The organism is Rhodopseudomonas palustris (assembly GCF_003226555.1).
GTDB classification, from domain to species: domain Bacteria; phylum Pseudomonadota; class Alphaproteobacteria; order Rhizobiales; family Xanthobacteraceae; genus Rhodopseudomonas; species Rhodopseudomonas palustris_I.
The window spans coordinates 1,272,194-1,294,630 of record NZ_QKQS01000023.1 but is presented as its reverse complement, the minus strand read 5'-3'; the positions used below and the strand labels follow the sequence as shown (position 1 = coordinate 1,294,630).

Sequence of the window (22,437 nt, the reverse complement as noted above, 5' to 3'; positions counted from 1 at the left end):
GTCGTCGATGTGCGCCTGCCGTCTGCAACGGGTCAAGCCCACGGACGCCGGCTCCGGCTAATGTTTGGTCGGGATCTGGCTGAGCAGCATGCGCTTCAGCTTGGCGCGGGCGTGCATCTCGGTGGCGGACTGCATCACCAGCCCCTTCGGCGCATCGCTGAGGAATTCGGCCTGCGCCCATTCGGCGGCGGCGAGCCATTCCAGCTCGTCGGGCGACAGATTGCGGAAGGGAGCTGGGTCGGCGACCTTCATGGCGATTTCCTCACGGTGCGATCCGGACCACGGCAGCGCCGATCGCTTGTTGTTGTATCAACGAGCTTAAGCTGGCTGCGGAACGACAGCAATCGCGAGATAACAAGCGCCGCGGCCGAAATCTGCAAATGCATCGCTTCCGCAATTTCAATCCGAGCGGTTGCGCTTTGCATCCGGCAGGTGAATAGCTGCAGCCGTCTGCGTCCTTTCATGGCCCGCTCGTTCACAGCTCCTCACCCGCTCCGTTCGACATGACCGACCTGCGCTCGTATCGCGCCCCGTGGTGGTTACCCGGTGGCCATCTGCAAACCATCTGGCCGACGCTGTTCGCGCAGCCGCGGCCGTCGCAAGCCATCACGCTCGTACGCGAGCGGTGGCGCGCGCCCGATGGCGATTTCGTCGATGTCGATCATCTGTCCGGAGCAAAGGATGCGCCGTGGCTGGTGGTGTTTCACGGCCTGGAAGGATCATCGTCCAGCCGCTACGCGATCGCGTTCGCGCAAGGAGCGCTGGCACGTGGCTGGCGGCTATCGATCCCGCACTTTCGTGGCTGCTCGGGCGAACTCAATCTGGCGCCGCGCTCGTATCACTCTGGCGACTTCCAGGAGGTCGGCTGGCTGCTGGCGCGGATTCGCGACCGCGCCTCCGCGCCGGTGCTCGCCGCTGGCGTGTCGCTCGGCGGCAACGCGCTGCTGCGCTGGGCGGAGGAAGCCGGCAGCGGCGCCGCCGAGATCGCTCGCGCGGTGGCGGCGGTGTCCGCCCCGCTCGATCTGGTCGCCGCCGGTGCCGCGATCGACAGCGGCATCAATCGGCTGATCTACACGCGGCACTTCCTTCGCACGATGATTCCGAACGCGCTGGCCAAATGGCAACAGCATCCGGGACTGTTCGACCGCGAACGGGTGCAGCGGGCAACGACGTTGCGCGAATTCGACGACGCCTTCACGGCGCCGCTGCACGGCTTCGCCGGTGTCGACGATTACTGGACCCGCGCCTCGGCCAAGCCGCATCTGCACAAGATCAAGATCCCCGCCTTGGTCGTGAACGCACGCAACGATCCGTTCGTGCCGGCCGCCTCGCTGCCGACACCGGACGAGGCCGGCGCGATGGTGACGCTGTGGCAACCCGAGCAAGGCGGTCATGTCGGCTTCGCCACCAACCCGTGGCCCGGCCGGGTCACCGCGATGCCCGAAGCCGTCAGCGACTGGCTCGGCTCAATCCTCGACGGCTAATAGTCGGCGCTGCGGAGTTCGAATTGCGCGATGCTCTTGAAGCGTTCGCCGCGCGCATCCTGGCGCAGCACCGCGATGCGATCGATCGCGATGCGGTCGATACCGGTGGTCGCGAACTGGCCGCGCAGCAGCGCCAATAACTCGTCATGGCGGGCCGGATCGAGCGAGCCGGTCAGCGTCATGTGAAATCGGAACTCGTCCATCACGTAAGGGTAGCCCCAGCGGTCGAGATACCCGACCTGCGCCGGCGTCAGCCGTTCCGGCTTGCGCCGGGCGCGATCCTCCGCCGACAAGGCTGCGCGAAATTCGTCGAAGTCGCGGACGCAATCGGCAGCGAGCTGCTGCAGCAGCTCGGAGGGTGCCTCCGGCACCAGCGCGATGAAATGGCCGATCGGCCGGATCACCGGCACGATCAGCGGAATCGCCCGCGGCGTTTCGGCAAAGGTTGCGCAGGCCCACAACAGCTCGCTCTCACGGCGGCCGTCGGCCAATGCGAACGGCGCCTTCAGCGTGGCGTGGAAGCCGTAGCCGCGCGGATCGGCGGTGATCTCGCGCCAGTCGGCCACCGCCGCAGTCGTCGGCGCAAACGCCACCTCGTCGCCGGAGACGACGTCGTAACCGAGCATCGCCGCACCGAACTGCGCCAGAGCGCTGCCCGCGGCGGGCAGATAGTAAATCGCGTAGCGTGGAAAATTCGACATCACTGACAATGATAGCGCCGGATCACGCGGGAACGCCAGCGCTGTGCGGCAGCTTGCGCGTGATCACGAAGCGTTCAGGATCGTCGACATGCACCAGCCGGCCGCCAGCAATCACCGCGACAATCCGCGGCCGTAGCGCAACGCGATCGTCGACCAGCAGCACATCGGCACGCTGACCGCTTGCAATCGTGCCGCGCTCAGAGAGGCCTGCAGCGCGGGCGGGATTCTCCGAGATCAGCTTCCAGGCCTGTTCCAGCGGCAGGATGCCGTCGTGCACCAGGCGGAACACGGCAAGCAGCGGCGCCGGATAGTAGTAATCGGACGCCAGTACCGAACACAGCCCCTTGGCGATCATGTCGGCCGCCTTCGTCCAGCCGGTGTGGCTGCCGCCGCGCACCACGTTGGGCGCGCCGAACACGATGAAATCGCCGTGCAGCGCCGCGTCGCGCGCGGTTTCCTCGGTCGTCGGAAACTCGGCAATGCCGACACCGAGTTCCCGAAAGCCCTGCCGCATCGCCGGGGTGTCGTCGTCGTGCGACAGCATCGGCATCGACGCCTCACGTGCAATCGCGGCGAGACGCCGATTTGCCTGTGGCACTTCGTCGCCGCGCGCCGCGATCCGCTCGACCATCCGGTCGAATTCGTCGTCGCTCAGGCCGGTGCGCTCGACCATCCGGTTACGCTTGTGCGGCTTGTCGAGGTTCGCCAACGTCGAGTCCATATGGTCGTTGAAGGCGAACAGATCGACGCGGCGGTCACCGATCCATTGTACAATCTCGTCGACCGCATCGAGATTGAAGGTCTCGTGGCGGAGATGGATTCGGGTGTCGGCCGACAGCCGCGGCTTGGTCAGCTCGATCGCGTCGAGCATCCGCCGGGCATTGTCGGCGCTGCGCAAGCCCGGCTCCCACGACCAGGTAACGGCGTGGAACACCGTGGTCAGGCCATTGGCGATGGCCTGACGGTCGCTGTCGATCAGCGCGACGTCGATCGGAAAATCGACTCCCGGCCGCGGCATCATTTGCCGCTCGAACGCATCGCCGTGCAGATCGACGATGCCGGGCAGCACCAGCAGGCCGCGCGCATCGATCCGGATCGCCGCGTTGCCGCTGGCGGAGCCGACCGCCGCGATGGCGCCTCCGGCGATCTGCAGCGAGGCCTCGGCAATCTCGTCGCCGACCAGCGTCCGGCCACCTTCGATCGCGATCTCGGTCATCCCATCACCTGCTGGTCTGTCGCCGGCTTCCGGTCCGACGGCTGCACTTCGGCGGCACCTTCATATCGGTCGACGAATTCGTCCACTGACAGCTTCCGGAAGTCGGGCAGCGCCTTGCGCAGCGTGTCGTGATCCCAGTCCCACCATGCCAGCGCGATCAGCCGGTCGGCGACTTCCTCGGAGAAGCGTCGGCGGATCGGCCGGGCCGGATTGCCGGCCACGATCGTGTAGGCCGGCACGTCGCGAGTGACGATCGCGCCAGCCGCCACCACCGCGCCGGTGCCGATATTGCGGCCCGGCAGCACGATGGCGCCGTGGCCGATCCAGACGTCATGGCCGATCTCGACATGATGGGCCCGGCGCCAGGCGAAGAATTCGGCGTCGTCGCTCTCGCCCTCGAAATAGGTGCTGGCGCGGTAGGTGAAGTGCGCCTGGGTGGCACGATGCATCGGGTGATTGCCGGGGTTGATCCGGGTCATCGCCGCGATCGAGCAGAACTTGCCGATGCCGGTGTAGGTGATCTGCGAATCGTTGACCACGTAGGAGTAATCACCCATCGCCACTTCGTTCAAGATGGTGCGGGCACCGACTTCGCAATAGGCACCCAGCGTAACGTCGTGCAGCTTGGCAGTCGGATCGACGGTCGGCGCGACCGATAGCAGTTTCGCGGCCATGGGTTTCTCGTGAGCATTGATTGGCTGTGAAAGTCTCATCGGCGCCACCCGTGACATCTTCGTGACGCATCAATGACGCTGCGAATACCTTGATGTGTCAGCGGAACTACACGCTCTGTCACACGGCTGCAAAACAACAGGGGTAGCGATTCCTTCCGAACCTGTGTCGGGAGCAGTGCATGCTGGTAGTTGATGGTCTGACCTGCCGTTTCGGCAGCAAAGCCGCGGTGGACGACGCCTCGTTTTCAGTCGAGCGCGGCAGCTTCGTCGGGGTGATCGGCCGTTCTGGCGCCGGCAAGTCCACCCTGCTGCGCATGTTGAACCGGCTGGCGGAGCCTTCCCAAGGCCGAATCCTGTTCGAAGGGGTCGATGTCACCGCGCTGCAAGGCCGCGAGCTGCGGCAATGGCGCGCACGCTCGGCGATGATCTTCCAGCAGTTCAACCTGATCGGCCGGCTCGACGTGCTGACCAACGTGCTGATGGGCCGGCTGTCGGAAGTGCCGTCGTGGCGCTCGCTGGCGCAGATGTGGCCAGAGCAGGACCGCGCTTTGGCGATCTCGGCGCTCGATCAGTTCGACATGGCGTCTTACGCGGCGCAGCGCGCCGACCAGCTCTCGGGCGGCCAGCAGCAGCGGGTCGCGATCGCCCGCGCGCTGGTGCAGCAGCCCGACATCGTGCTCGCCGACGAGCCGATCGCCTCGCTCGATCCGCGCAACACCAAGATCGTGATGGACGCGCTGCTGCGCATCAACAAGCACTTCGGCATCACCGTGCTGTGCAATCTGCACTCGCTGGATCTCGCCCGCGGCTATTGCGATCGGCTGATCGGCATGGCGTCCGGCCGGGTCGTGTTCGACGGCGCACCAGCCGCGCTCACCGATCAGATCGCCCGCGAACTCTACGACCTCGAAGCCGACGAAGTTCTCGGCGCCGCGCCGCATGTGCCGCACGGCGTTCCCGCTCCCGCATTGGCCGGCGTCGCCGTGGCCTGACATCGACGGCGACTGTTCGCCGCCTCCTATCCGGCACCGCCGCGGCACGCCCGCGTGCGGTTGCCGTGTTTCGACCGTTCATCGACTTGAAGAGACAGGAACCGTCATGATCAAGCTCCGCACTCTCGTCGCCGCCGCTGCTGCGCTGGCGTTCACCGCGCAGGCTGCGCCGGCGCAGGACTGGAAAGCGAAATATCCCGAGCTGGTGTTCGGCAAGATCCCGGACGAAAACGCCTCCGGCACCACCACGCGCTGGACCCCGCTGACCGACTACCTCACCAAGCAGCTCGGCGTGCCGGTGAAATTGCGGATCGCCAACGACTACGCCGCAGTGATCGAAGGCCAGCGCGCCGGCAACATTCAGATCGCCATGTACGGTCCGGCGTCCTACGCCCGCGCCTATCTGGTCGGCGCCAAGGTCGAGCCGTTCGCCATCGAGGTCAACGGCGACGGCACCAAGGGCTATCACTCGGTGCTGTATGTGAAGAAGGACTCGCCCTATCAGAAGATCGAGGACTTGAAGGGCAAGAACCTCTGCCTGGTCGACCCGAACTCGACTTCCGGCAACAACGTGCCGCGTTTCATGATGAACAAGATGTCGATCGACCCTGATAAGTTCTTCGCCAAGGTGATCTACGCCGGCAGCCACGAGAACGCGGTGATCGGCGTCGCGCAGGGCACCTGCGATGCTGCGTTCAACTGGTGGAACAATGAGGACGAGTCCAACCTGAAGCGGATGGACCGCAAGGGCATGGCCAAGGAAGCGGATTTCCGCATCATCCTGAAGTCGGACCTGATCGTGAACTCGCCGATGGCCTATCTGTCGGACCTGCCGGACGACCTCAAGGCGGCGATCCGCAAGGCGGTGCTCGATCTCGCCACCAACGATCCGGAAACCTTCAACAAGATCTATGAAGGCAAGGCCAAGCCTTATGCTGCGACCAGCCACAAGGACTACGAGCCGGTGGTCGAGCTGATCAAGTTCGTCGACACGCTGCGCAAGCACAAGTCGTAACCCATCCCAGTACCTCATCGGACGTGGGCGGCCGACCGGTCGCCCACGTCGTCATGTCGGACATCCGAATGCAGGCCGCCGTCACCGAACTTCCCGACCCTCAGCTTCGCGCTCTCGCCGATCATTACGATGCGGCGGTGGCGGAGAAGCGGCGGCGGCTGGCGCTCGGCGGCGCGCTCCTGATCGTCGCGATCGCCGCGGCGGCCTGGATGGGCGAAGTCGATCTGGCCAAGCTGGCCGAGAATTTCTGGCGGTTTCCGTCGTATTTCATCTCGATCGCGCCGAAGCTGGCGCTCGCCACGCTGTGGACCGACCTGAACGAGTGGTTCTGGGGCATCAAGCGCTGGACCGGTCTGCTGCTCGACACCATCCTGATCGCCTATGTGGGCACGCTGCTCGGCGCAATCGCCGGCTTCGCGCTGTGCTTCCTGGCCTCGGCCAATCTGGTCCGTTCGCGCGCGATCGTGTTCGTCACCCGTCGCTTTCTGGAATTCTGCCGGACCGTGCCGGACATCGTATTCGCGATGGTATTCGTGCTGGCATTCGGGCTCGGCCCACTGCCCGGCGTGCTGGCGATCGCGATCCACACCACCGGCGCGCTCGGCAAGCTGTTCGCCGAGGTAGTGGAGAACATCGACGACAAGCCGATGGAAGGCGTTGTGTCGTCCGGTGGCGACTGGTTCGAAATGGTGCGGTTCGCCGTGGTACCGCAGGTGTTGTCGAACTTCGTCAGCTACGCGCTGCTCAGGTTCGAGATCAACGTTCGCGGCGCGGCCGTGATGGGCTTCGTCGGTGCCGGCGGCATCGGCCAGGACCTGATCGAGGCGGTGCGCAAGTTCTATTACAGCGACGTCAGCGCCATCCTGCTGCTGATCATCGTGACCGTGATGATCATCGACTATTTCACCGAAGGTGTGCGCCGCCGCCTGATCGGTCAGGAGCGACGATGAATACCGCCCGCCGCACTCTGAGCTTCGGCGACGAAACCGGCATCGTCGCGCGCTTTCCCGAGCAGTTCCGCCCGAATTGGATCAAGCGCGCCAAGCTGATCGGCGGGGTCACGCTGGCCGCGGCGCTGTTCGTGTTCGGATTGATCCGGCTCGAGATCCCGTTCGACCGGCTATTCAACGGCTTCGGCCAGCTGATCTTATTTCTCGGCCTGATGCTGCCACCCGACCCCGGCTCTTGGCAGCTCACGCAAGTCTATCTGCATGCGATGGGTGAAACCCTGGCGATCGCGTTTCTCGGCACGCTCGGCGGCGCACTGCTGGCATTCCCGGTGTCGTTCCTGGCGGCCCGGAACGTGCTGCGCATCCGGCCGCTGCAATTGCTGACGCGGCGGCTGCTCGATATGGTGCGCGGCGTCGATACGCTGATCTGGGCGTTGATTTGGGTCGGCGTCGTCGGGCTCGGGCCGTTCGCCGGGATCCTTGCGGTGATGTGCTCGGACTTCGGCAATTTCGGCAAGCTGTTCTCCGAAGCGTTCGAGGCCGCCGACAACAAGCCGATCGAAGGCGTCAAGGCGACCGGCGGCTCGCATGTCCACAGCGTGCGGTTCGGCCTTCTGCCGCAAGTGGTGCCGATCCTGGCGAGCCAGGTGCTGTACTTCTTCGAATCCAACACCCGCTCCGCCACCATCATCGGCATCGTCGGTGCCGGGGGTATCGGCCTGCAGCTCACCGAGCAAATCCGGGTGCTGGAATGGCAGAAGGTGTCGTTCCTGATCCTGATGATCCTGATCACCGTCGCCGCGATCGACTGGATCTCCAGCAAGCTGCGCTTCGCGATCATTGGGCGTAAGGCGGTCGCCTAATCGTCGGGTGCATAGTCGGCTCGGTCGCCCCACCCATTTTTATGTCGCGCTTATCAAAACGCGGCGATTACCGTCTCGATCCTTTATACTGATCGGCCGATCTTTCCCGGGCGTTCGGCGAGGCCTGAACGAGACGGAGGATCGGACATGTACAGCCAGCACGTGATCCATAGTCGGAGAGATCGCAGAACCACTGTCAGGTCGCAGAAGGCGTGGCGGTCGAGCTTGCTGCTCGCCACGCTGATGGCCGTCAGCATCGCCATCAATGCCGCCATCGTGCTCGCCACCGGCAATGGCGGATAGTCATCGCGGCTTCGACGCCGGCTAATCCGGTTCGATCACGAACTCGACCCGCTCCGCGGCAAAACGGGCGCGGGAGGTCAGCAGCGGGGTGCCGTCGGCGGCGACGTCGATGCTCTCCACCACCAGGACCGGCCGCCCGGCCGGCAGATCCAGCCGCGCAGCATCGGCCGCATCGACCATCGAGGCGGTGATCCGGGTCGACAACCGCCGATAATCGGCAACGCCGTAGTGCGCCAGCACCTTGGTCATCGAACGCTTGGCGGCGAACACTTTGGGCGCGTCCGGAAACCGCGCCGCCGACAGCCAGGTGGTGCCGAGGCTGATTGGCACACCGTCGGCGCTGCGTAGCGCCTCGATCCGGATGAGCGGCGCGCCGATGTCGAGATCGAGCTGGCCGGCCAGCGCGCCGCTCGCCGCCTCTCGCTCGGCGGCGATCAGTTGCCCGCGGGGCTCCCGCCCACCCGCGTTGATGATCTCGGAGAACCGTGTCCGGGTGCGCAGCGGATAGGCGATCCGCCCACTGCGGACGAAGGTGCCGCTGCCACGCTCGGCGCGCACCAATCCACGCTCCGCCAGCGCCGCGAGTGCCCGCCGCACAGTGTGGCGGTTGACCCCGTAATTCTCGGCGATCTCGGTCTCGCCCGGCAGCTTGCCGCCGGGCAGATATCGGCCATCGGCAATCGCCAGTTCGATGCCGTCGGCGACCCGGCGCCACAGGGCTAAGCCGGAGGACAGCGCCTCGGCTCTCATGACAGAAACGCTTTCGTGATCATGGACACGGAATTCGACGTCATCGAGTTTTCACATTGTGCCTCTATCAAGTTGTCTATTAACATATACAACTTGAATTGGGCAATGGTGATGCACGCGGACACCCAAAACTTCCCCGACCAAGCCGCGATCCCGCGCCGGCGCGCCGCGATGGCGGTGCTGGCAGCATCCGACGCCGCCGCGATCGACGCGCGCCTCGACGCGCTGGCACCACCGGCGTTCACGCTGCTGCGCGAACCGGAACAGGGGCTGGTGATGCTGCGCGGCCGGATCGGCGGCGACGGCGCCGCCTTCAATGTCGGCGAGGCGACGGTGTCGCGCGCTGCGGTGCGGCTCGCCAGCGGCGAGGTCGGGTTCGGCTACACGCTGGGGCGCGATCGCACCAAGGCTAGGCTGATCGCGCTGTGCGACGCGCTGCTGCAATCAGCGGACTATGCGGCCGCGGTCGAGGCTGAGGTGATCGCGCCGCTGCGCACCGAGATCGACGCGGCACGCGCCGAACAGGCGGCCCAGACGGCGGCTACCAAGGTCGATTTCTACACGCTGGTACGCGGGGAGGGCTGACCATGACCACCACCGAACTTGCCGCCGGCTTTGCCGACAAGGTGCTCGGCGCCCAATCGACTTTCCGAGCCGTGATGGAAGCGATGGCGCGGCCCGGCCGAATCCAGCGCATCAGCGTCGAAGCTGGCACACCGGCGGCGCTGGTGCACGGAAGCGCCGCCCTGGCGCTGACGCTGTTCGACCACGACACGCCGATCTGGTTCGACGACGCGATCGCGGCGGACGGCACGGTGGCGCAATGGCTGAAGTTTCACACCGGCGCGCCTTTGACCGAGGATCCTTCGGCCGCGGCGTTCGCGCTGATCGGTGACGGCGACGCCTTGCCGCCACTCGACCGATTCGCACTCGGCACGCCCGAATATCCGGACCGTTCAACGACACTCATTATTCAGGTGCAGGCGCTCGGCACCGGCGACAGCTTCCGGCTGCACGGCCCCGGCATCGATGGCGAGGCGCTGCTACGGGCATCGCTGCGGCCGGCCGACCTGTTCGAGCGCCTGAGCATCAACGCGGCGTTGTTTCCGCGCGGCCTCGACGTGGTGCTGGTGAACGGTGACCAAGTGGTGGCGATCCCGCGCACCACGCGCCTCGGCCAAGGGAGCTGACCGATGTATGTCGCAGTCAAAGGCGGCGAACGCGCCATCGACAATGCCCACCGGCTGCTCGCCGACGCTCGTCGCGGGAAACGCGACGTGCCGGAGCTGACGCTCGGCCAGATCTCCGAGCAGCTCGCGCTCGGCGTCGACCGGGTGATGAGCGAAGGCTCGCTGTACGATCGCGAACTCGCCGCGCTGGCGATCAAGCAGGCGCGCGGCGACCTGATCGAAGCGATCTTCCTGGTGCGCGCATTCCGCGCCACGCTGCCGCGGTTCGGCGCGTCCGAGCCGGTCGACACCGGCGCGATGGCGGTACGGCGGCGCATTTCCTCGACCTTCAAGGACATTCCCGGCGGCCAGATCCTCGGCCCGACCTTCGACTACACCCATCGGCTGCTCGATCCCCAGCTCGCCGAAGGTGGCGATCCTGCCGAGCCGGCGACGGCGGAAGCGAATGACGCGTCGACGCCACGGGTCACCGACATCCTGCGCCAGGACGGGCTGATCGAAGAGTCGCCGGAGGCCGAAGATGACGGCGCGGTCGGCGATCTCACCCGCGAGCCGCTGAACTTTCCGGCCGGGCGCGAGCTGCGGCTGCAGAATCTCGCCCGCGCCGACGAGGGCTTTCTGCTGGCACTCGGCTACTCCACTCAGCGCGGCTACGGCCGCAACCATCCGTTTGCCGGCGAGATCCGGTTCGGCGAAGTTGAGGTGTTCTTCGAGGCCGAAGACGCCGGCTTCGCGGTGCCGCTCGGCAGCGTGGCGCTGACCGAGTGCCAGATGGTCAATCAGTTCAAGGGCACGGCGACCGAAGCGCCGCGTTTCACCCGAGGCTACGGCCTCGCCTTCGGCCAGAGCGAGCGCAAGGCGATGTCGATGGCCCTGGTCGATCGAGCGCTCCGCGCGGAAGAACTCGGCGAAGACGTCAAGGCGCCGGCGCAAGACGAAGAGTTCGTGCTGTCGCACTCCGACAACGTCCAGGCGACCGGCTTCGTCGAGCATCTGAAGCTGCCGCACTATGTCGATTTCCAGTCCGAGCTTGGCCTGCTGCGCAAGCTGCGCGCCGAATTCAACCAGGACCAACCCGAGCTGCGCGAGGCTGCGGAATGACCGAAGCGACTTACAACTTCGCTTATCTTGACGAGCAGACCAAGCGGATGATTCGCCGCGCGATCCTGAAAGCGATCGCAATCCCCGGCTATCAGGTGCCGTTCGCCAGCCGCGAAATGCCGATGCCTTATGGCTGGGGCACCGGCGGCGTGCAGGTGACAGCCTCGATCCTCGGCCCGGACGATACGCTGAAGGTGATCGACCAAGGCAGCGACGACACCACCAACGCGATCTCGATCCGGAAATTCTTCGCCAAGACCGCCGGCGTCGCAACGACGACGACGACGACGGACGCGAGCGTGATCCAGACCCGACACCGTATTCCCGAAACGCCACTGCATGAAGGCCAGGTGCTGGTGTATCAGGTACCGATCCCGGAGCCGCTGCGCTTTCTGGAGCCGCGCGAGACCGAGACGCGGCGGATGCACGCGCTCGCCGAATACGGGCTGATGCACGTCAAGCTGTACGAAGACATCGCCAAATTCGGCCACATCGCCACCGCTTACGCCTATCCGGTGAAGGTCGCCGGACGCTATGTGATGGACCCGTCGCCGACGCCGAAATTCGACAATCCCAAGATGGACAATTGCCCGGCGCTGCAACTGTTCGGCGCCGGCCGCGAGAAGCGGATCTATGCGATCCCGCCTTATACCCAGGTGGTGTCGCTGGATTTCGAGGACCATCCGTTCACGCGCTATCGCCAGGACGGCTGCTGCGCGCTGTGCGGCGCCGACGATTCCTATCTCGACGAGATCGTCACCGATAACGCCGGCACCCGGATGTTCGTCTGCTCCGACACCGATTACTGCGAAGGCCGCCGCGCCCAAGGCCACACCGGCAGCGAGACGGCTCCGATGGAGAGCGCCCATGCTTGATCGCGTCTCATCCGCCGCACCGGACGACTTTACCGTGGCCGATCAGCCGCTGCTGATCGCCGATGGCCTGTCGAAACGCTACGGCCGGATCGATGCCTGCCGCGGCGTGTCGTTCGAGCTCTTCCCCGGCGAAGTGCTGGCGATCGTCGGCGAATCCGGCTCCGGCAAATCGACCCTGCTGCAGATGCTGTCGGGACAGATGACGCCGAGCGCAGGTCGCGTGTCCTATCGGATGCGTGACGGCATCCTGCGCGATCTCGCCGAACTCGGCGAAGCCGAACGCCGGCTGCTGCTGCGCACCGACTGGGGCTTCGTGCATCAGGACCCGGCGCAGGGCCTGCGCATGGCGGTCTCGGCCGGCGCCAATGTCGGCGAACGGCTGATGGCGGTGGGGTGGAATCACTACGGCAAGATCCGCAGCGTCGCGAGCGACTGGCTGGAGCGGGTCGAGATCGACACCGGCCGCATCGACGACGCACCACGCACCTATTCCGGCGGCATGCGGCAGCGGCTGCAGATCGCCCGCAACCTCGTCACCGATCCGCGTCTCGTCTTCATGGACGAGCCGACCGGCGGGCTCGACGTCTCGGTGCAGGCGCGGCTGCTCGATCTGGTCCGCAGCCTCGTGGCTGAACTCGGGCTCGCGGCAATCGTGGTGACTCATGATCTCGCGGTGGCGCGGCTGCTGTCGCACCGCATCCTGGTGATGAAATCCGGCCGCGTCATCGAAACCGGCCTGACCGACCAGGTGCTCGACGACCCGCGCGAGCCCTACACGCAACTGCTCGTTTCCTCGATCCTGCCGGCGTGATCACCATGACCCAAGCTCCCGCTCTCGTCGTCGACAATGCGCAGAAGAGTTTCGTCATGCACCTGCAGGGTGGCGTCACGCTGCCAGTGGTGCGCGGCGTCAGCTTCCAGGTCCAGCCCGGCGAATGCGTCGTGCTGTCCGGCCCGTCCGGCGCCGGGAAGTCGTCGATCCTGAAAATGATCTTCGGCAATTATCGCTGCGACTCCGGCGCGATCCGGATCGCCCATGAGGGTGATACGCTCGATATCGCCACCGCGCAGCCGCGCCAGATCCTCGCCGCACGGCGCGGCAGCATCGGCTATGTCAGCCAGTTTCTGCGCGCCGTCCCCCGCGTCGCGGCGCTCGATGTCGTGGCCGAGCCGCTGATCGTGCAGGGCACCGCTCGCGAGGCGGCACGCGAACAGGCCGGCGTGCTGCTGCGCCGGCTCAACATTCCGGAGCGGCTATGGACGTTGCCGCCGGCGACCTTCTCGGGCGGCGAACAGCAGCGCGTCAACATCGCCCGCGGCTTCATCTCGCACACGCCGATCCTGCTGCTCGACGAACCGACCGCGTCGCTCGACGCCAAGAATCGCGCCGTAGTGGTCGAACTGATCGCCGATACCAAGGCGCAGGGCGCCGCGATCATCGCCATCGTGCACGACGACGAGATCCGTGAGATCATCGCCGATCGCATCGTCGACGTGACATCGTTTGCCGCCGCCGCATGACCAACAGAATGAACGAGACCATGAACGATTCACAGGAGATGGTGCTGGGCAATGCCCGGCTGGTGCTGGCCGACCGGGTGATCGAGCACGGCTGGGTCGTGATTGCCGACGGTGTGGTCGCCGAAGTTGGAGAAGGCGATGCGCCGAAGGGCGCCAAGGATATGCGCGGCGATCTGGTGATGCCTGGCCTCGTCGAGCTGCACACCGATCATCTCGAAGCGCACTACACGCCGCGGCCCAAAGTGCAGTGGAATCCGGTCGCCGCCGTGGTGTCGTATGACGGCCAGCTCGCCACCTGCGGCATCACCACGGTGCTCGACTCGCTCCGGGTGTGGCGCGAGGAAGGCGCCGAGGAGGTCGATGGTCAGGCGATCGTGCTGGCCGGTGCGATCTCGACGGCGCGCGACGCGCAGCTGCTGCGCGCCGATCACTTCCTGCATCTGCGCTGCGAAATCCCGATGCCGAACGTGGTGGCGGAGGCCAAGGAGCTGATCGACCGCCCCGACATCCGGCTGATGTCGCTGATGGATCACACCCCGGGCCAGCGCCAGTTCCGCGACGAGGAGAAGCTGCGCGACTACTACCGCGGCAAGGGCGCCGGCATGACCGATGCGGATCTCGACGTGATGTTCGCGCGCCGGGTGTACTGCAAGGAGAATTACGCCGACGCCAACATGCGGGCGATCGTCGAGCTGGCGCATCGCTACGAAATTCCGCTGGCAAGCCACGACGACACCACGCCGGAGAACGTCGCCGACGCGATCCGCGACCGGGTCGCGGTCGCGGAATTCCCGACCACGCTGGAAGCGGCGCGTGAGCTGCATCAGGCCGGCATCGACATCCTGATGGGCGCCCCGAACGTGGTGCGCGGCGGCTCGCATTCCGGCAACATCGCGGCAATCGATCTGGCGCACGAAGGCCTGCTCGACATCCTGTCTTCGGACTACATCCCGTCGAGCCTGCTGATCGCGGCGCTACAATTGCCGATGCGGGCGCCGGCGATCGACCTTGCCGCCGCGATCCGCACCGTCACCAAGGCGCCGGCCGAGGCGGTCGGCCTCAACGATCGCGGCGAGATCTCCAAGGGCAAGCGCGCCGACCTGATCCGCGTCCATGTCGCGCATGACGTGCCCGCAGTGCGCAGCGTCTGGCGCGAAGGACAGCGCGTGGCATGACCGACATCGCGGTGGCGGAGCAGGCGACGACGCTGATCGGCCCAGGACGACTGGTGCTGGTGGTCGGCCCGTCCGGCGCCGGCAAGGACACGCTGATCAATGCCGCCCGCACGCTCGTTGCCGACGATCCGGCGATCGTATTTGCGCGCCGCGTCGTCACCCGCGAAGCCTCCGCGGCCGAAGACAATCTGCAGGTCACACCGGCGGAGTTCGACCGCCTCGCGACCGAAGGCGGCTTCGGGTTGCACTGGCGCGCCCACGGCCATGCCTACGGCCTGCCGCGCAACCTCGACGACGACATTCGCGCCGGCCGCACCGTGGTGGCGAACGTGTCGCGCATGGTGATCGACACCGCGCGCAGTACCTATGCGAACGTCGTGGTGGTGCTGATCACCGCGCCGGCCGACGTGTTGGCGGCAAGAATCGCGGCGCGGGCCCGCGCCAGCGACGGCAGCATCACCGAGCGCGTCGGGCGGAGCGTCGACGCAGCTCCGAACTTCACCATCAGCAATGTCGGCGACCCGGCCGCCCACGCCCGAGACTTGTTGGAGATCATCCGCCATGGACGCCCGCAGCCCTGACGACCGCAACACCGCCTTCCCTGCGCTCGATTCCGTCGAAGCGCTGGAGGCGATCTACGGCGTGCCGAACGACGCCTCCACCGAGAAGGTGGCGCACTGGATCACGCCGCCGTATCGCACGCTGATCGAGAAATCGCCGTTCGCAGCGCTCGCCACCGTCGGACCTGAGGGACTCGATTGCTCGCCGCGCGGCGACGTGCCGGGTTTCATCCGCGTCCACGACGACACCACGCTGCTGATCCCGGATCGCCGTGGCAACAACCGGATCGATTCCTTGCGCAACGTCGTGCGCGATCCGCGCATCGCCCTGATGCTGCTGATCCCCGGCTCGATCAACGCGCTGCGCATCAACGGCCGCGGCTATGTGACGGCCGACGAAAGCTTGCGGCTGTCATTCGACGTCGAAGGCAAGGCGCCGCGTACCGTGATCGTGATGAAGGTCGAGGAAATCTACTTCCAGTGCGGCCGCGCACTGATCCGCTCCGGCCTGTGGGATCCGAGCAAGCAGGTCGCGCAGGAATCGCTGCCAACTCCCGGCGAAATCCTCGCAGCGATGACCGAAGGCCGCGTCGGCGGCGAAGACTACGACCGCGCCTGGTCGGAACGCGCCAAGGCGTCGATGTGGTAGCTGCGCCCCCATACGTCCACCGTCATTGCGAGGAGCGAAGCGACGAAGCAATCCAGCTCGATGTGCGAGACTCTGGATTGCTTCGCGGAGCCTGTGCTCGGACGGCGCGAAGCGCCGACCCGGGTGCTCGCAAGGACCGGGCGGACGTTCGGTCTACCGAACGGAGACCGGCCTGCCAGGCCGCTGACGCGGCCTACTCCTTCGCCTGATCGGTGATGATATCGCCGAACCGCTCCCACTTTTCGCCGTCGAACGTCGCCATCTGGAACTGCTTGTTGACGCGATAATCGGTCGGCGTGGTGGTGACGCTGATGCCGGGGAGCAACATGTCGAGCGGCACGTTGGTCATATGCGTCGCCTGATGCATCACGTTGTCGCGGGTGAGATTGTCGCCGCAAGCCTTCAAGACGTGGACCAGAAGCTGCGCGGTGATGTAGCCATAGACGTTGAAGCTCGAATTGCGGTCGCCATCGGGATAATACTTCGCCATGAAGTCGAGATAGCGCTTGTTGCCGGGATCGCTCGCCCACTGCGGATCGTCCGGCTCCTTGACGTAGCCGACACTGATTACGCCCTTGGAAGCCTCCAGCCCTGCCGGCTTCAGCACCGCGCCGATCGAGCCGGCGTTGATGTCGATGATGTGCACCGGGTGCCAGCCGATCTCGTACAGCTTCTTGATCGCCTGGGCGGCCTGCTTCGGCGTCGCGGCGCTGAACAAGAGGTCGGCACCGGAATCCCTGATCTTGAGCAATTGGGAATCGATCGTCGGCTCGGACAGTTCGTAAGACGCCTCGGCCACGATCATCTTCGCCGCTTTGTCGCCGAGCCCGGCCTTGATGCCGGCGAGATAGTCCTTGCCGAGGTCGTCGTTCTGATACAGCACGCCGACCTTGGCGTTCGGATGCTGCTTCAGGATGAACTGACCGTAGATCCGGCCTTCGACAAAGTAGCTGGGATTGAAGCCCATGGTCCACGGATAGGTCTTCGGATCGGTGAAGCGCGCCGCACCGGTCGCAGCGAACAGCTGCGGCAACTTCTTGACGTTGAGATATTTCTGCACCGCGGCGTTCGGCGCGGTGCCGATGATCTGGAACGTCAGCAGCACCTCGTCGCTCTCGACCAGCTTACGCACCTGCTCCACGGTCTTCGGCGGCGAATACGCGTCATCGTACTGGATCAGATTGATTTTGCGGCCGTTGATGCCGCCCTGCTCGTTCACCATCCGCATATAGGCGGCCTGGGTCTTGGCGATCGAGGAGTACGCCGAAGCCGGACCCGACAGCGGCGCGGTCTGGCCCACCTTGATTTCGCTGTCGCTGGCGCCGGTATCGTATTTTTTCTGCGCCAGCGCGCCCGACACCGACAATGCGATTGCCAGCGCCGAGACGGCGAAGCTCGCTGCGACTCTCCTCATGACGTTCCTTCCTTTGATAGTGTTATTTTTTCGACGTCGGCGGCCTGCAGCCGGACCGATCATTTCTCTCTCAATCCGGCGTCCTCGATCACCCGGCTCCACTTCGTGGTTTCGGCGTCGATGAAGGCCGCGAATTCCGGCCCCCTCAGCCCGTGGGCGTCCAGTCCCTGGGCGAGCAGCTTGTTCTTCACCTCGGCATCGGCGAGCGCGCGCAGCACCAGCTCCTGCAACCGTTCGACGATCGGCGACGGCGTTGCGGCCGGCGCCATGAAGCCGTACCAGCCGGTGGCAACGACCTGCGGATAGCCGAGCTCGGTCAGCGTCGGTGCCTCCGGATAGATTGCGCTACGCTCGGCCGAGCCGGCGCCGAGGACGCGGAAGTTCCCGGCCTTGATATGCGGCAGCGCCGAGCTGATCGCCGTGAAGGTTGCATCGACGCGCTCCGCAAGCAGTTCAGTGTAGGCCGCCGCGTCGCCGCGGAGCGGCACGTTGAGCCCCTTGACGCCTGCGGTCTTGAACAACAGTTCGGCGGCGAGATGCGGCTGCGAACCCGGTCCGGGCGAGCCGAAGGTCAGGCCTTCCGGCTTCGCCTTGCCGTAGGCGATCAGCTCCGGCAGCGTCTTGAACTCGGACTTGGCGTTCACGATCAGGAAAATCGGCGCGAACGCCGCCATCGCCACCGGCCGCAGCTCGCTGCGTTGATAGTTGAGTTTCCCGAACAGCGCTTCCGCGGTGGCATAGGGCGCCGCCGCGTACAGCAAGGTGTAGCCGTCCGGTTGGCTATGCGCGACCATCTCGTTGGCAATGCGAGTGCCGGCGCCGGGCTTGTTCTCGACGATGAACTGCTGCTTGAGTTCGCGCTCGAAGAAGTCGTTGAGAATCCGCAGCGAGATGTCGTTGGCGCCGCCAGCCCCGTAGGGTGACACCGTCTTCACGACGCGGGACGGCCAATCGGTCGCGGCCATCGCCGGCCATAAGGGCGTTGTCAGAGCGGCAGCAGAACCGGCGAGCAGTGCGCGGCGGGTGATCGGCATCGCTTCCCTCCCTGTGCGTCGACGCTGGCGATGCGGCGTCGATCCAAGCGCGAACGCGACCGGCGCTTGCGCGCGGCGGCGTTCAGGTGTTTCACTCCCTGCGAGGCGATGTCCCCCGATGCGCCTGCCGCTGCGTGTGCAACGGCCGGGCAGAACCGGCGTCTCACCTCGTCTGTGTCTTGGCCCCTCGCGACGGCGGCGCGGCGGGCTCCGCCTGCACGACCAGTGCGCGAATACTCTCCGCCAACGCGCGGACGCGCGGGCCGATCTCGTTTTCGAGCTGCCCCGGCTGCAACCGAAACGCCGGGATGCCGCAATTGATCGCGAACGATCGATCGCGCAGCCGAAACAGCGGCGCCGCGATGGCGTGGATCGCCGGCATGTAGTCGCCGAAACAGGTACAGAACTGGCGTTCGGCGCATTGTCGCAGGCCGTCGCGATACAGATCGCGATAGCTCGCCCACATCGCGCCGTCGGCGGATTCGAGTCGCCGTTCGAACCGGGCTGCTTCGGCCTCCGACAGCGTGGCCGCCGCAGCACGCCCCATCGCGGTGCGCACCACCGGAATCGGCATCCCGATATCCGGCGTGTGCGGGCCGACATCCCCCGAGCGCGCAGTCTCGACATAGACCACCGCCGGACCGTCGAGCAGACCGATCGAAACCGTGCCGCGCACGCTGTAGGCGAGATCCTGCATCAGTGGTCGCGCGAGCTGACGAAACGGCATGCCGGCAAGCAGCGGGTGCAGCATCTGCAGCGCGCGGGCGCCAACCGTGTATTTGGCGATGCGGCCGTCGTAGGTCAGGTAGCCGAGCTCGGCAAGCGTGTGCGTCAGCCGCGCCACTGTCGGGCGCGGGATTCCGGTGCGCACCGAAATTTCCATGTTGCCGAGCGGCGCCGCACCCTCGAAGGCCTCGAGCACCACCAACCCCTTGGCCAGCGTGGTGGCAAACGCTGCATCGCCGGCGCTATCGGCCAGCACGGCTTCGGCAGATGGGCTCGACATGAAGGTCGGACGGATCCGAGTAGCGTCGGTCATGACCCAAGTATGCGGGAAGAAGTTCGCCGTTGTCCAATAAATTGCGAATTGCTCACTAACTCGTCCATTATATGGACATTGACACTTGCGGTGCTCGATCGTCCGCAACCGGGATCCTGTTCGCGAGTTGTGCCGCATCAGGAGGATTCCGCCATGGCTGACCATGACAACACGCTGCATCCGGACGATTTTCCGATCGAGGCCGAGCGCTCGGCGCTGAAGACAGCCGACGGCGAGACGATTGCCCAGGCGAAGACCAAGAAGCTCGCCGACGACATTGCCGACCGCCTCAATGAGCAGGCCGATCGCGAACAGCAGGATTGCTGGTCGGCGTAAGACTCGTTCGACCCAACAGCATGGAACCGGAAGCCCGCGCGAGGCGGATTGGTGCATCGGGCTCAGAAACATGCTGATAAGGCGTGGCCTGCGCGTCGGTGTGCGCTCAGTTTGAACGATTCCAAAGTTGCCCCCCTGGCGCCACATGCGCGACGCGGTACAGCGACGTTCATGAGACTGATATTCGGGCGACTCCACCGCTGGGCGGGCCTTCTCACCGCGGCATTTCTGCTGTTCTCCGGGCTCACCGGCGCGGTGATCTCGTGGGACCACGAGATCGACGAGAGCATCAACACCAAGCTGTTCCATGCCGTCCCGACAGGACCGGCAATTCCAGCGATCGAACTTGCCAAGCAGATCGAGCAGCGCGACCCGCGCGCCCGCGTCGTGTATTTCCCGATGGCCGAAGAACCCGGCCACTCGCTGGCGTTTTTCGTGATGCCGCGGATCGATCCGGCCACCAGCAAACGCTACGCGCTCGACTACAATCAGGTGTTCCTCGATCCCACCACCGGCGCCGAACTCGGACGGCGCTATTGGGGCGCGGTGTGGCCGGTGACGCGCGAGAACTTCGTCTCGTTCCTCTACAAACTGCACTACACCATGCACATTCCCGAATTCTGGGGCAGCGACCGCTGGGGGACGCGGCTGCTCGGCATCGTGGCGATCATTTGGACGATCGATTGCTTCGTCGGCTTCTATCTGACGCTGCCGGCGCGTCGGCTGCTGCGGACCGGACAGGCGCCGGCGGTGCGGCGCGAGCTCGGCAAAGGGTTCTGGGCACGATGGGCGCCGGCCTGGAAGATCAAGGCCTCGGGCAGCGCCTACCGGATCAATTTCGACATCCACCGCGCCTTCAGCCTGTGGACCTGGATGGTGCTGTTCGTCGTCGCCTTCACGGCGTTCTCGCTGAACCTGTATTTCGAGGTGTTCTCGCCGCTGATGAAGACAGTGTCGAGCTATACGCCGACGCCGTTCGAGCAGCGCCCCTTCCGCAGCCTGGACGATCCCATCGAGCCGAAGATGAGCTTCGCCGATATCGCCGCGCGCGCCAGCGCCGACGGCAAGGCGCGCGGCTTCGCCGAACCGCTCGGCTCGCTGTTCTATGGCCCGGCGCACGGCGTGTTCGCCGCGGCTTTCTTCAAGCCTGGCGAAGAGCACGGCGCCGCCGGCGTCGGCCCGGCACAGCTGTACTACGACAGCGAGGACGGCCACTTCCTCGGCGAACGGCTGCCTTGGACCGGAACTGCAGCGGACGTTTTCGTGCAGATGCAGCTTCCGCTGCACTCCGGCCGCATTCTCGGCCTGCCCGGCCGCATCTTGATCTCGGCGATGGGATTGGTGGTGGCGGCGTTGTCGGTCACCGGCGTGGTGATCTGGGCGCGCAAGCGCCGGGCCCGGCTGGCGGCCAAACGCAGCCGGCAGGCTGCTGCCGGCGTTCGACTGGCGCCGGCAGAGTAACGACGCTCAGTCCTGCGCCAAGATGGTCTTGGCGAAACGGACCCGGCAGATGCCGAGTGTCACGCCGCCGATCGCCAGCATCGCCAGCATTTGCGGCCACACGAGATCGATGCCGGCGCCACGATACAGCACGCCTTGCGCGAACGAGACAAACTGAGTGTTCGGCGTGAACTGCATCACGAACTGCAGCCACGACGGCATGGTTTCGATCGGGGTGGTGGCGCCCGACAGCAGATACAGGATGACGATCACCGGAATGGCCAGCAGGCCGAACTGCGGCATGGTGCGGGCATAGGTCGCCAGCAGCAGACCGAGCGCCGTCACCGAGAACATGAACAGCACCATCCCCATGGTGAACAGCAGCACCGATCCGACGATCGGTACGCCCAGCACGCCCTTGACCATGAACTGCAGCGACAGCAGCGCGGCGATGACGACAACCGAGCCGTTCGCGATGATCTTCGACAGCATGATGTCGAGCGGCCGCACCGGCATCACCAGCAGATGCTCAATGGTGCCGCGCTCGCGCTCGCGGATCAGCGCGGCGCCGGTCAGGATGATCGACAGCGTCGCGATGTTGTTGATCACCTGCATCACCGAAGTGAACCACGCGGAGTCCAGGTTCGGATTGAACTTGGCGTGCGTCACCAGATTGATCGGCGTGGCGCTGGTCCCGGAGTCCTTGCTCAAATACGCCGCGGTTTCGCGTAGTACGATGTTCTGGATGTCGACCGCGCCGTTGCCGGCAATCGCCATCGCGGTGGCGTCGACATTGATCTGGACCGTGGGGGTCTTGCCCGACAACGCGTCGGACTCGAACTGCGGCGGGATCTCGACGACGAACACATAGCGACCGCTGTCCATCGCCGAATCGATTTCCGACGGGCTGATCTGCTCGGCGGCCCGGAACAGCGGCGGCAGCATCGCGGCGGCAATCCGGCGCGACAATTCGGAGTGGTCCTCGTCGACCACCGCGACGCGCGCAGCCTCGACTTCGAACTTCGCACCCGTCGCGATCGTGTACACGGCAACGCTGAACACATAGACGATGAAGCCGAGCAGGATCGGGTCGGCCCACAGGCTGCGCAACTCCTTGCCGGTCAGACGATAGATGTGTCGCAGCATCGAGCCCAT

26 protein-coding genes are annotated in these 22,437 nt (G+C 65.6%); 17 read left to right on the top strand and 9 right to left on the bottom strand.

The annotated features are described in order from the left end of the window. Nucleotides 1-57: 57 nt before the first annotated feature. Entirely contained in the window at nucleotides 58-252 is a 195-nt protein-coding gene (locus tag DNX69_RS18550; protein WP_110787378.1) for a hypothetical protein, read from the bottom strand. A 251-nt stretch (nucleotides 253-503) separates the two neighbouring features. Between DNX69_RS18550 and DNX69_RS18545 the strand changes: the two genes are divergently transcribed. Continuing rightward, on the top strand, nucleotides 504-1,484 hold the full coding sequence (locus DNX69_RS18545; protein ID WP_110787377.1) for a YheT family hydrolase: 981 nt from the start codon (nucleotides 504-506) through the stop codon (nucleotides 1,482-1,484). On the opposite strand, the gene DNX69_RS18540 is transcribed toward DNX69_RS18545, so the two are convergent. From DNX69_RS18540 to DNX69_RS18530, 3 genes are read right to left on the bottom strand one after another with little or no spacing between them, the layout of a single operon-like run. Continuing rightward, nucleotides 1,481-2,185, bottom strand: a complete 705-nt coding sequence (locus DNX69_RS18540) for a DUF1045 domain-containing protein (protein ID WP_110787376.1) — start codon at nucleotides 2,183-2,185, stop codon at nucleotides 1,481-1,483. The two genes, DNX69_RS18545 and DNX69_RS18540, sit on opposite strands and share 4 nt — an antisense overlap. 22 nt (nucleotides 2,186-2,207) lie before the next feature. Next, entirely contained in the window at nucleotides 2,208-3,401 is a 1,194-nt protein-coding gene (locus DNX69_RS18535; RefSeq protein ID WP_110787375.1) for an alpha-D-ribose 1-methylphosphonate 5-triphosphate diphosphatase, read from the bottom strand. After that, entirely contained in the window at nucleotides 3,398-4,075 is a 678-nt protein-coding gene (locus tag DNX69_RS18530; RefSeq protein WP_110787374.1) for a chloramphenicol acetyltransferase, read from the bottom strand. The genes DNX69_RS18535 and DNX69_RS18530 overlap by 4 nt, the downstream gene beginning before the upstream one ends. 179 nt (nucleotides 4,076-4,254) lie before the next feature. Here DNX69_RS18530 and phnC point away from each other — a divergent pair, with 179 nt between their 5' ends. From phnC to DNX69_RS26355, 5 genes are all read left to right on the top strand, one after another. Next, nucleotides 4,255-5,067, top strand: a complete 813-nt coding sequence (gene phnC / locus DNX69_RS18525) for a phosphonate ABC transporter ATP-binding protein (protein ID WP_110787373.1) — start codon at nucleotides 4,255-4,257, stop codon at nucleotides 5,065-5,067. A gap of 106 nt (nucleotides 5,068-5,173) precedes the next feature. Next, nucleotides 5,174-6,082: a phosphonate ABC transporter substrate-binding protein gene (gene phnD, locus DNX69_RS18520; RefSeq protein WP_110787372.1), complete on the top strand. Its 909-nt coding sequence runs from the start codon at nucleotides 5,174-5,176 to the stop codon at nucleotides 6,080-6,082. A 68-nt stretch (nucleotides 6,083-6,150) separates the two neighbouring features. Beyond that, complete coding sequence (phnE, locus tag DNX69_RS18515; RefSeq protein WP_110787710.1) at nucleotides 6,151-7,032, top strand: phosphonate ABC transporter, permease protein PhnE; 882 nt, start codon at nucleotides 6,151-6,153, stop codon at nucleotides 7,030-7,032. Next, complete coding sequence (gene phnE, locus DNX69_RS18510; RefSeq protein ID WP_110787371.1) at nucleotides 7,029-7,895, top strand: phosphonate ABC transporter, permease protein PhnE; 867 nt, start codon at nucleotides 7,029-7,031, stop codon at nucleotides 7,893-7,895. The genes phnE (DNX69_RS18515) and phnE (DNX69_RS18510) overlap by 4 nt, the downstream gene beginning before the upstream one ends. A gap of 147 nt (nucleotides 7,896-8,042) precedes the next feature. Further along, nucleotides 8,043-8,198: a hypothetical protein gene (locus tag DNX69_RS26355; protein WP_165825280.1), complete on the top strand. Its 156-nt coding sequence runs from the start codon at nucleotides 8,043-8,045 to the stop codon at nucleotides 8,196-8,198. Nucleotides 8,199-8,219: 21 nt separating this feature from the next. Here DNX69_RS26355 and phnF read toward each other — a convergent pair whose 3' ends face one another. After that, nucleotides 8,220-8,948, bottom strand: a complete 729-nt coding sequence (gene phnF / locus DNX69_RS18505) for a phosphonate metabolism transcriptional regulator PhnF (RefSeq protein WP_110787370.1) — start codon at nucleotides 8,946-8,948, stop codon at nucleotides 8,220-8,222. Between the two features lie 111 nt (nucleotides 8,949-9,059). Here phnF and phnG point away from each other — a divergent pair, with 111 nt between their 5' ends. From phnG to DNX69_RS18460, 9 genes are read left to right on the top strand one after another with little or no spacing between them, the layout of a single operon-like run. After that, a complete protein-coding gene (phnG, locus tag DNX69_RS18500) occupies nucleotides 9,060-9,533 on the top strand; it encodes a phosphonate C-P lyase system protein PhnG (RefSeq protein WP_110787709.1) in 474 nt (157 codons plus the stop codon). Between the two features lie 2 nt (nucleotides 9,534-9,535). Further along, nucleotides 9,536-10,138, top strand: a complete 603-nt coding sequence (gene phnH, locus DNX69_RS18495; RefSeq protein ID WP_110787369.1) for a phosphonate C-P lyase system protein PhnH — start codon at nucleotides 9,536-9,538, stop codon at nucleotides 10,136-10,138. A 3-nt stretch (nucleotides 10,139-10,141) separates the two neighbouring features. Next, nucleotides 10,142-11,239, top strand: a complete 1,098-nt coding sequence (locus DNX69_RS18490) for a carbon-phosphorus lyase complex subunit PhnI (RefSeq protein WP_110787368.1) — start codon at nucleotides 10,142-10,144, stop codon at nucleotides 11,237-11,239. After that, on the top strand, nucleotides 11,236-12,114 hold the full coding sequence (locus DNX69_RS18485) for an alpha-D-ribose 1-methylphosphonate 5-phosphate C-P-lyase PhnJ (RefSeq protein WP_110787367.1): 879 nt from the start codon (nucleotides 11,236-11,238) through the stop codon (nucleotides 12,112-12,114). Before DNX69_RS18490 ends, DNX69_RS18485 begins: the two co-directional genes overlap by 4 nt. After that, nucleotides 12,107-12,925 (top strand): phosphonate C-P lyase system protein PhnK, encoded by an 819-nt coding sequence (gene phnK / locus DNX69_RS18480; RefSeq protein WP_110787366.1) that lies wholly within the window; start codon nucleotides 12,107-12,109, stop codon nucleotides 12,923-12,925. The genes DNX69_RS18485 and phnK overlap by 8 nt, the downstream gene beginning before the upstream one ends. Before the next feature lie 5 nt (nucleotides 12,926-12,930). Beyond that, on the top strand, nucleotides 12,931-13,635 hold the full coding sequence (phnL, locus tag DNX69_RS18475) for a phosphonate C-P lyase system protein PhnL (RefSeq protein ID WP_110787708.1): 705 nt from the start codon (nucleotides 12,931-12,933) through the stop codon (nucleotides 13,633-13,635). Between the two features lie 20 nt (nucleotides 13,636-13,655). Beyond that, nucleotides 13,656-14,810, top strand: a complete 1,155-nt coding sequence (locus DNX69_RS18470; RefSeq protein ID WP_110787707.1) for an alpha-D-ribose 1-methylphosphonate 5-triphosphate diphosphatase — start codon at nucleotides 13,656-13,658, stop codon at nucleotides 14,808-14,810. Continuing rightward, entirely contained in the window at nucleotides 14,807-15,391 is a 585-nt protein-coding gene (phnN, locus tag DNX69_RS18465; protein WP_110787365.1) for a phosphonate metabolism protein/1,5-bisphosphokinase (PRPP-forming) PhnN, read from the top strand. Before DNX69_RS18470 ends, phnN begins: the two co-directional genes overlap by 4 nt. Next, nucleotides 15,372-16,019: a pyridoxamine 5'-phosphate oxidase family protein gene (locus DNX69_RS18460; RefSeq protein ID WP_110787364.1), complete on the top strand. Its 648-nt coding sequence runs from the start codon at nucleotides 15,372-15,374 to the stop codon at nucleotides 16,017-16,019. Before phnN ends, DNX69_RS18460 begins: the two co-directional genes overlap by 20 nt. A gap of 193 nt (nucleotides 16,020-16,212) precedes the next feature. Here the strand turns inward: DNX69_RS18460 and DNX69_RS18450 are convergent, their stop codons facing one another. The 3 genes from DNX69_RS18450 to DNX69_RS18440 all read right to left on the bottom strand — a co-directional run bounded on the left by DNX69_RS18450 (nucleotide 16,213) and on the right by DNX69_RS18440 (nucleotide 19,506). Next, nucleotides 16,213-17,433, bottom strand: a complete 1,221-nt coding sequence (locus DNX69_RS18450; RefSeq protein WP_165825279.1) for an ABC transporter substrate-binding protein — start codon at nucleotides 17,431-17,433, stop codon at nucleotides 16,213-16,215. Between the two features lie 59 nt (nucleotides 17,434-17,492). Next, entirely contained in the window at nucleotides 17,493-18,467 is a 975-nt protein-coding gene (locus DNX69_RS18445) for a Bug family tripartite tricarboxylate transporter substrate binding protein (protein WP_110787361.1), read from the bottom strand. A gap of 163 nt (nucleotides 18,468-18,630) precedes the next feature. After that, on the bottom strand, nucleotides 18,631-19,506 hold the full coding sequence (locus DNX69_RS18440) for an IclR family transcriptional regulator (RefSeq protein WP_110787360.1): 876 nt from the start codon (nucleotides 19,504-19,506) through the stop codon (nucleotides 18,631-18,633). Nucleotides 19,507-19,659: 153 nt separating this feature from the next. On the opposite strand from DNX69_RS18440, the gene DNX69_RS18435 reads away from it, so the two are divergent. Together DNX69_RS18435 and DNX69_RS18430 are read left to right on the top strand one after the other, a co-directional pair. Continuing rightward, the gene (locus tag DNX69_RS18435) at nucleotides 19,660-19,842 is read left to right on the top strand and encodes a hypothetical protein (protein WP_110787706.1); all 183 of its coding nucleotides are present in this window, start codon (nucleotides 19,660-19,662) and stop codon (nucleotides 19,840-19,842) included. 171 nt (nucleotides 19,843-20,013) lie between these two features. Beyond that, complete coding sequence (locus DNX69_RS18430) at nucleotides 20,014-21,303, top strand: PepSY-associated TM helix domain-containing protein (RefSeq protein ID WP_110787359.1); 1,290 nt, start codon at nucleotides 20,014-20,016, stop codon at nucleotides 21,301-21,303. A 6-nt stretch (nucleotides 21,304-21,309) separates the two neighbouring features. Here DNX69_RS18430 and DNX69_RS18425 read toward each other — a convergent pair whose 3' ends face one another. Beyond that, nucleotides 21,310-22,437: an ABC transporter permease gene (locus DNX69_RS18425; RefSeq protein ID WP_110787358.1), complete on the bottom strand. Its 1,128-nt coding sequence runs from the start codon at nucleotides 22,435-22,437 to the stop codon at nucleotides 21,310-21,312.

What these genes read in the sequence shown, in the direction of transcription:
- DNX69_RS18550 (WP_110787378.1), bottom strand. Translation starts at nt 252, where the DNA reads ATGAAGGTCGCCGACCCAGCTCCCTTCCGCAATCTGTCGCCCGACGAG.
- DNX69_RS18545 (WP_110787377.1), top strand. Translation starts at nt 504, where the DNA reads ATGACCGACCTGCGCTCGTATCGCGCCCCGTGGTGGTTACCCGGTGGC.
- DNX69_RS18540 (WP_110787376.1), bottom strand. Translation starts at nt 2,185, where the DNA reads ATGTCGAATTTTCCACGCTACGCGATTTACTATCTGCCCGCCGCGGGC.
- DNX69_RS18535 (WP_110787375.1), bottom strand. Translation starts at nt 3,401, where the DNA reads ATGACCGAGATCGCGATCGAAGGTGGCCGGACGCTGGTCGGCGACGAG.
- DNX69_RS18530 (WP_110787374.1), bottom strand. Translation starts at nt 4,075, where the DNA reads ATGGCCGCGAAACTGCTATCGGTCGCGCCGACCGTCGATCCGACTGCC.
- phnC (WP_110787373.1), top strand. Translation starts at nt 4,255, where the DNA reads ATGCTGGTAGTTGATGGTCTGACCTGCCGTTTCGGCAGCAAAGCCGCG.
- phnD (WP_110787372.1), top strand. Translation starts at nt 5,174, where the DNA reads ATGATCAAGCTCCGCACTCTCGTCGCCGCCGCTGCTGCGCTGGCGTTC.
- phnE (WP_110787710.1), top strand. Translation starts at nt 6,151, where the DNA reads ATGCAGGCCGCCGTCACCGAACTTCCCGACCCTCAGCTTCGCGCTCTC.
- phnE (WP_110787371.1), top strand. Translation starts at nt 7,029, where the DNA reads ATGAATACCGCCCGCCGCACTCTGAGCTTCGGCGACGAAACCGGCATC.
- DNX69_RS26355 (WP_165825280.1), top strand. Translation starts at nt 8,043, where the DNA reads ATGTACAGCCAGCACGTGATCCATAGTCGGAGAGATCGCAGAACCACT.
- phnF (WP_110787370.1), bottom strand. Translation starts at nt 8,948, where the DNA reads ATGAGAGCCGAGGCGCTGTCCTCCGGCTTAGCCCTGTGGCGCCGGGTC.
- phnG (WP_110787709.1), top strand. Translation starts at nt 9,060, where the DNA reads ATGCACGCGGACACCCAAAACTTCCCCGACCAAGCCGCGATCCCGCGC.
- phnH (WP_110787369.1), top strand. Translation starts at nt 9,536, where the DNA reads ATGACCACCACCGAACTTGCCGCCGGCTTTGCCGACAAGGTGCTCGGC.
- DNX69_RS18490 (WP_110787368.1), top strand. Translation starts at nt 10,142, where the DNA reads ATGTATGTCGCAGTCAAAGGCGGCGAACGCGCCATCGACAATGCCCAC.
- DNX69_RS18485 (WP_110787367.1), top strand. Translation starts at nt 11,236, where the DNA reads ATGACCGAAGCGACTTACAACTTCGCTTATCTTGACGAGCAGACCAAG.
- phnK (WP_110787366.1), top strand. Translation starts at nt 12,107, where the DNA reads ATGCTTGATCGCGTCTCATCCGCCGCACCGGACGACTTTACCGTGGCC.
- phnL (WP_110787708.1), top strand. Translation starts at nt 12,931, where the DNA reads ATGACCCAAGCTCCCGCTCTCGTCGTCGACAATGCGCAGAAGAGTTTC.
- DNX69_RS18470 (WP_110787707.1), top strand. Translation starts at nt 13,656, where the DNA reads ATGAACGATTCACAGGAGATGGTGCTGGGCAATGCCCGGCTGGTGCTG.
- phnN (WP_110787365.1), top strand. Translation starts at nt 14,807, where the DNA reads ATGACCGACATCGCGGTGGCGGAGCAGGCGACGACGCTGATCGGCCCA.
- DNX69_RS18460 (WP_110787364.1), top strand. Translation starts at nt 15,372, where the DNA reads ATGGACGCCCGCAGCCCTGACGACCGCAACACCGCCTTCCCTGCGCTC.
- DNX69_RS18450 (WP_165825279.1), bottom strand. Translation starts at nt 17,433, where the DNA reads ATGAGGAGAGTCGCAGCGAGCTTCGCCGTCTCGGCGCTGGCAATCGCA.
- DNX69_RS18445 (WP_110787361.1), bottom strand. Translation starts at nt 18,467, where the DNA reads ATGCCGATCACCCGCCGCGCACTGCTCGCCGGTTCTGCTGCCGCTCTG.
- DNX69_RS18440 (WP_110787360.1), bottom strand. Translation starts at nt 19,506, where the DNA reads ATGACCGACGCTACTCGGATCCGTCCGACCTTCATGTCGAGCCCATCT.
- DNX69_RS18435 (WP_110787706.1), top strand. Translation starts at nt 19,660, where the DNA reads ATGGCTGACCATGACAACACGCTGCATCCGGACGATTTTCCGATCGAG.
- DNX69_RS18430 (WP_110787359.1), top strand. Translation starts at nt 20,014, where the DNA reads ATGAGACTGATATTCGGGCGACTCCACCGCTGGGCGGGCCTTCTCACC.
- DNX69_RS18425 (WP_110787358.1), bottom strand. Translation starts at nt 22,437, where the DNA reads ATGGGCTCGATGCTGCGACACATCTATCGTCTGACCGGCAAGGAGTTG.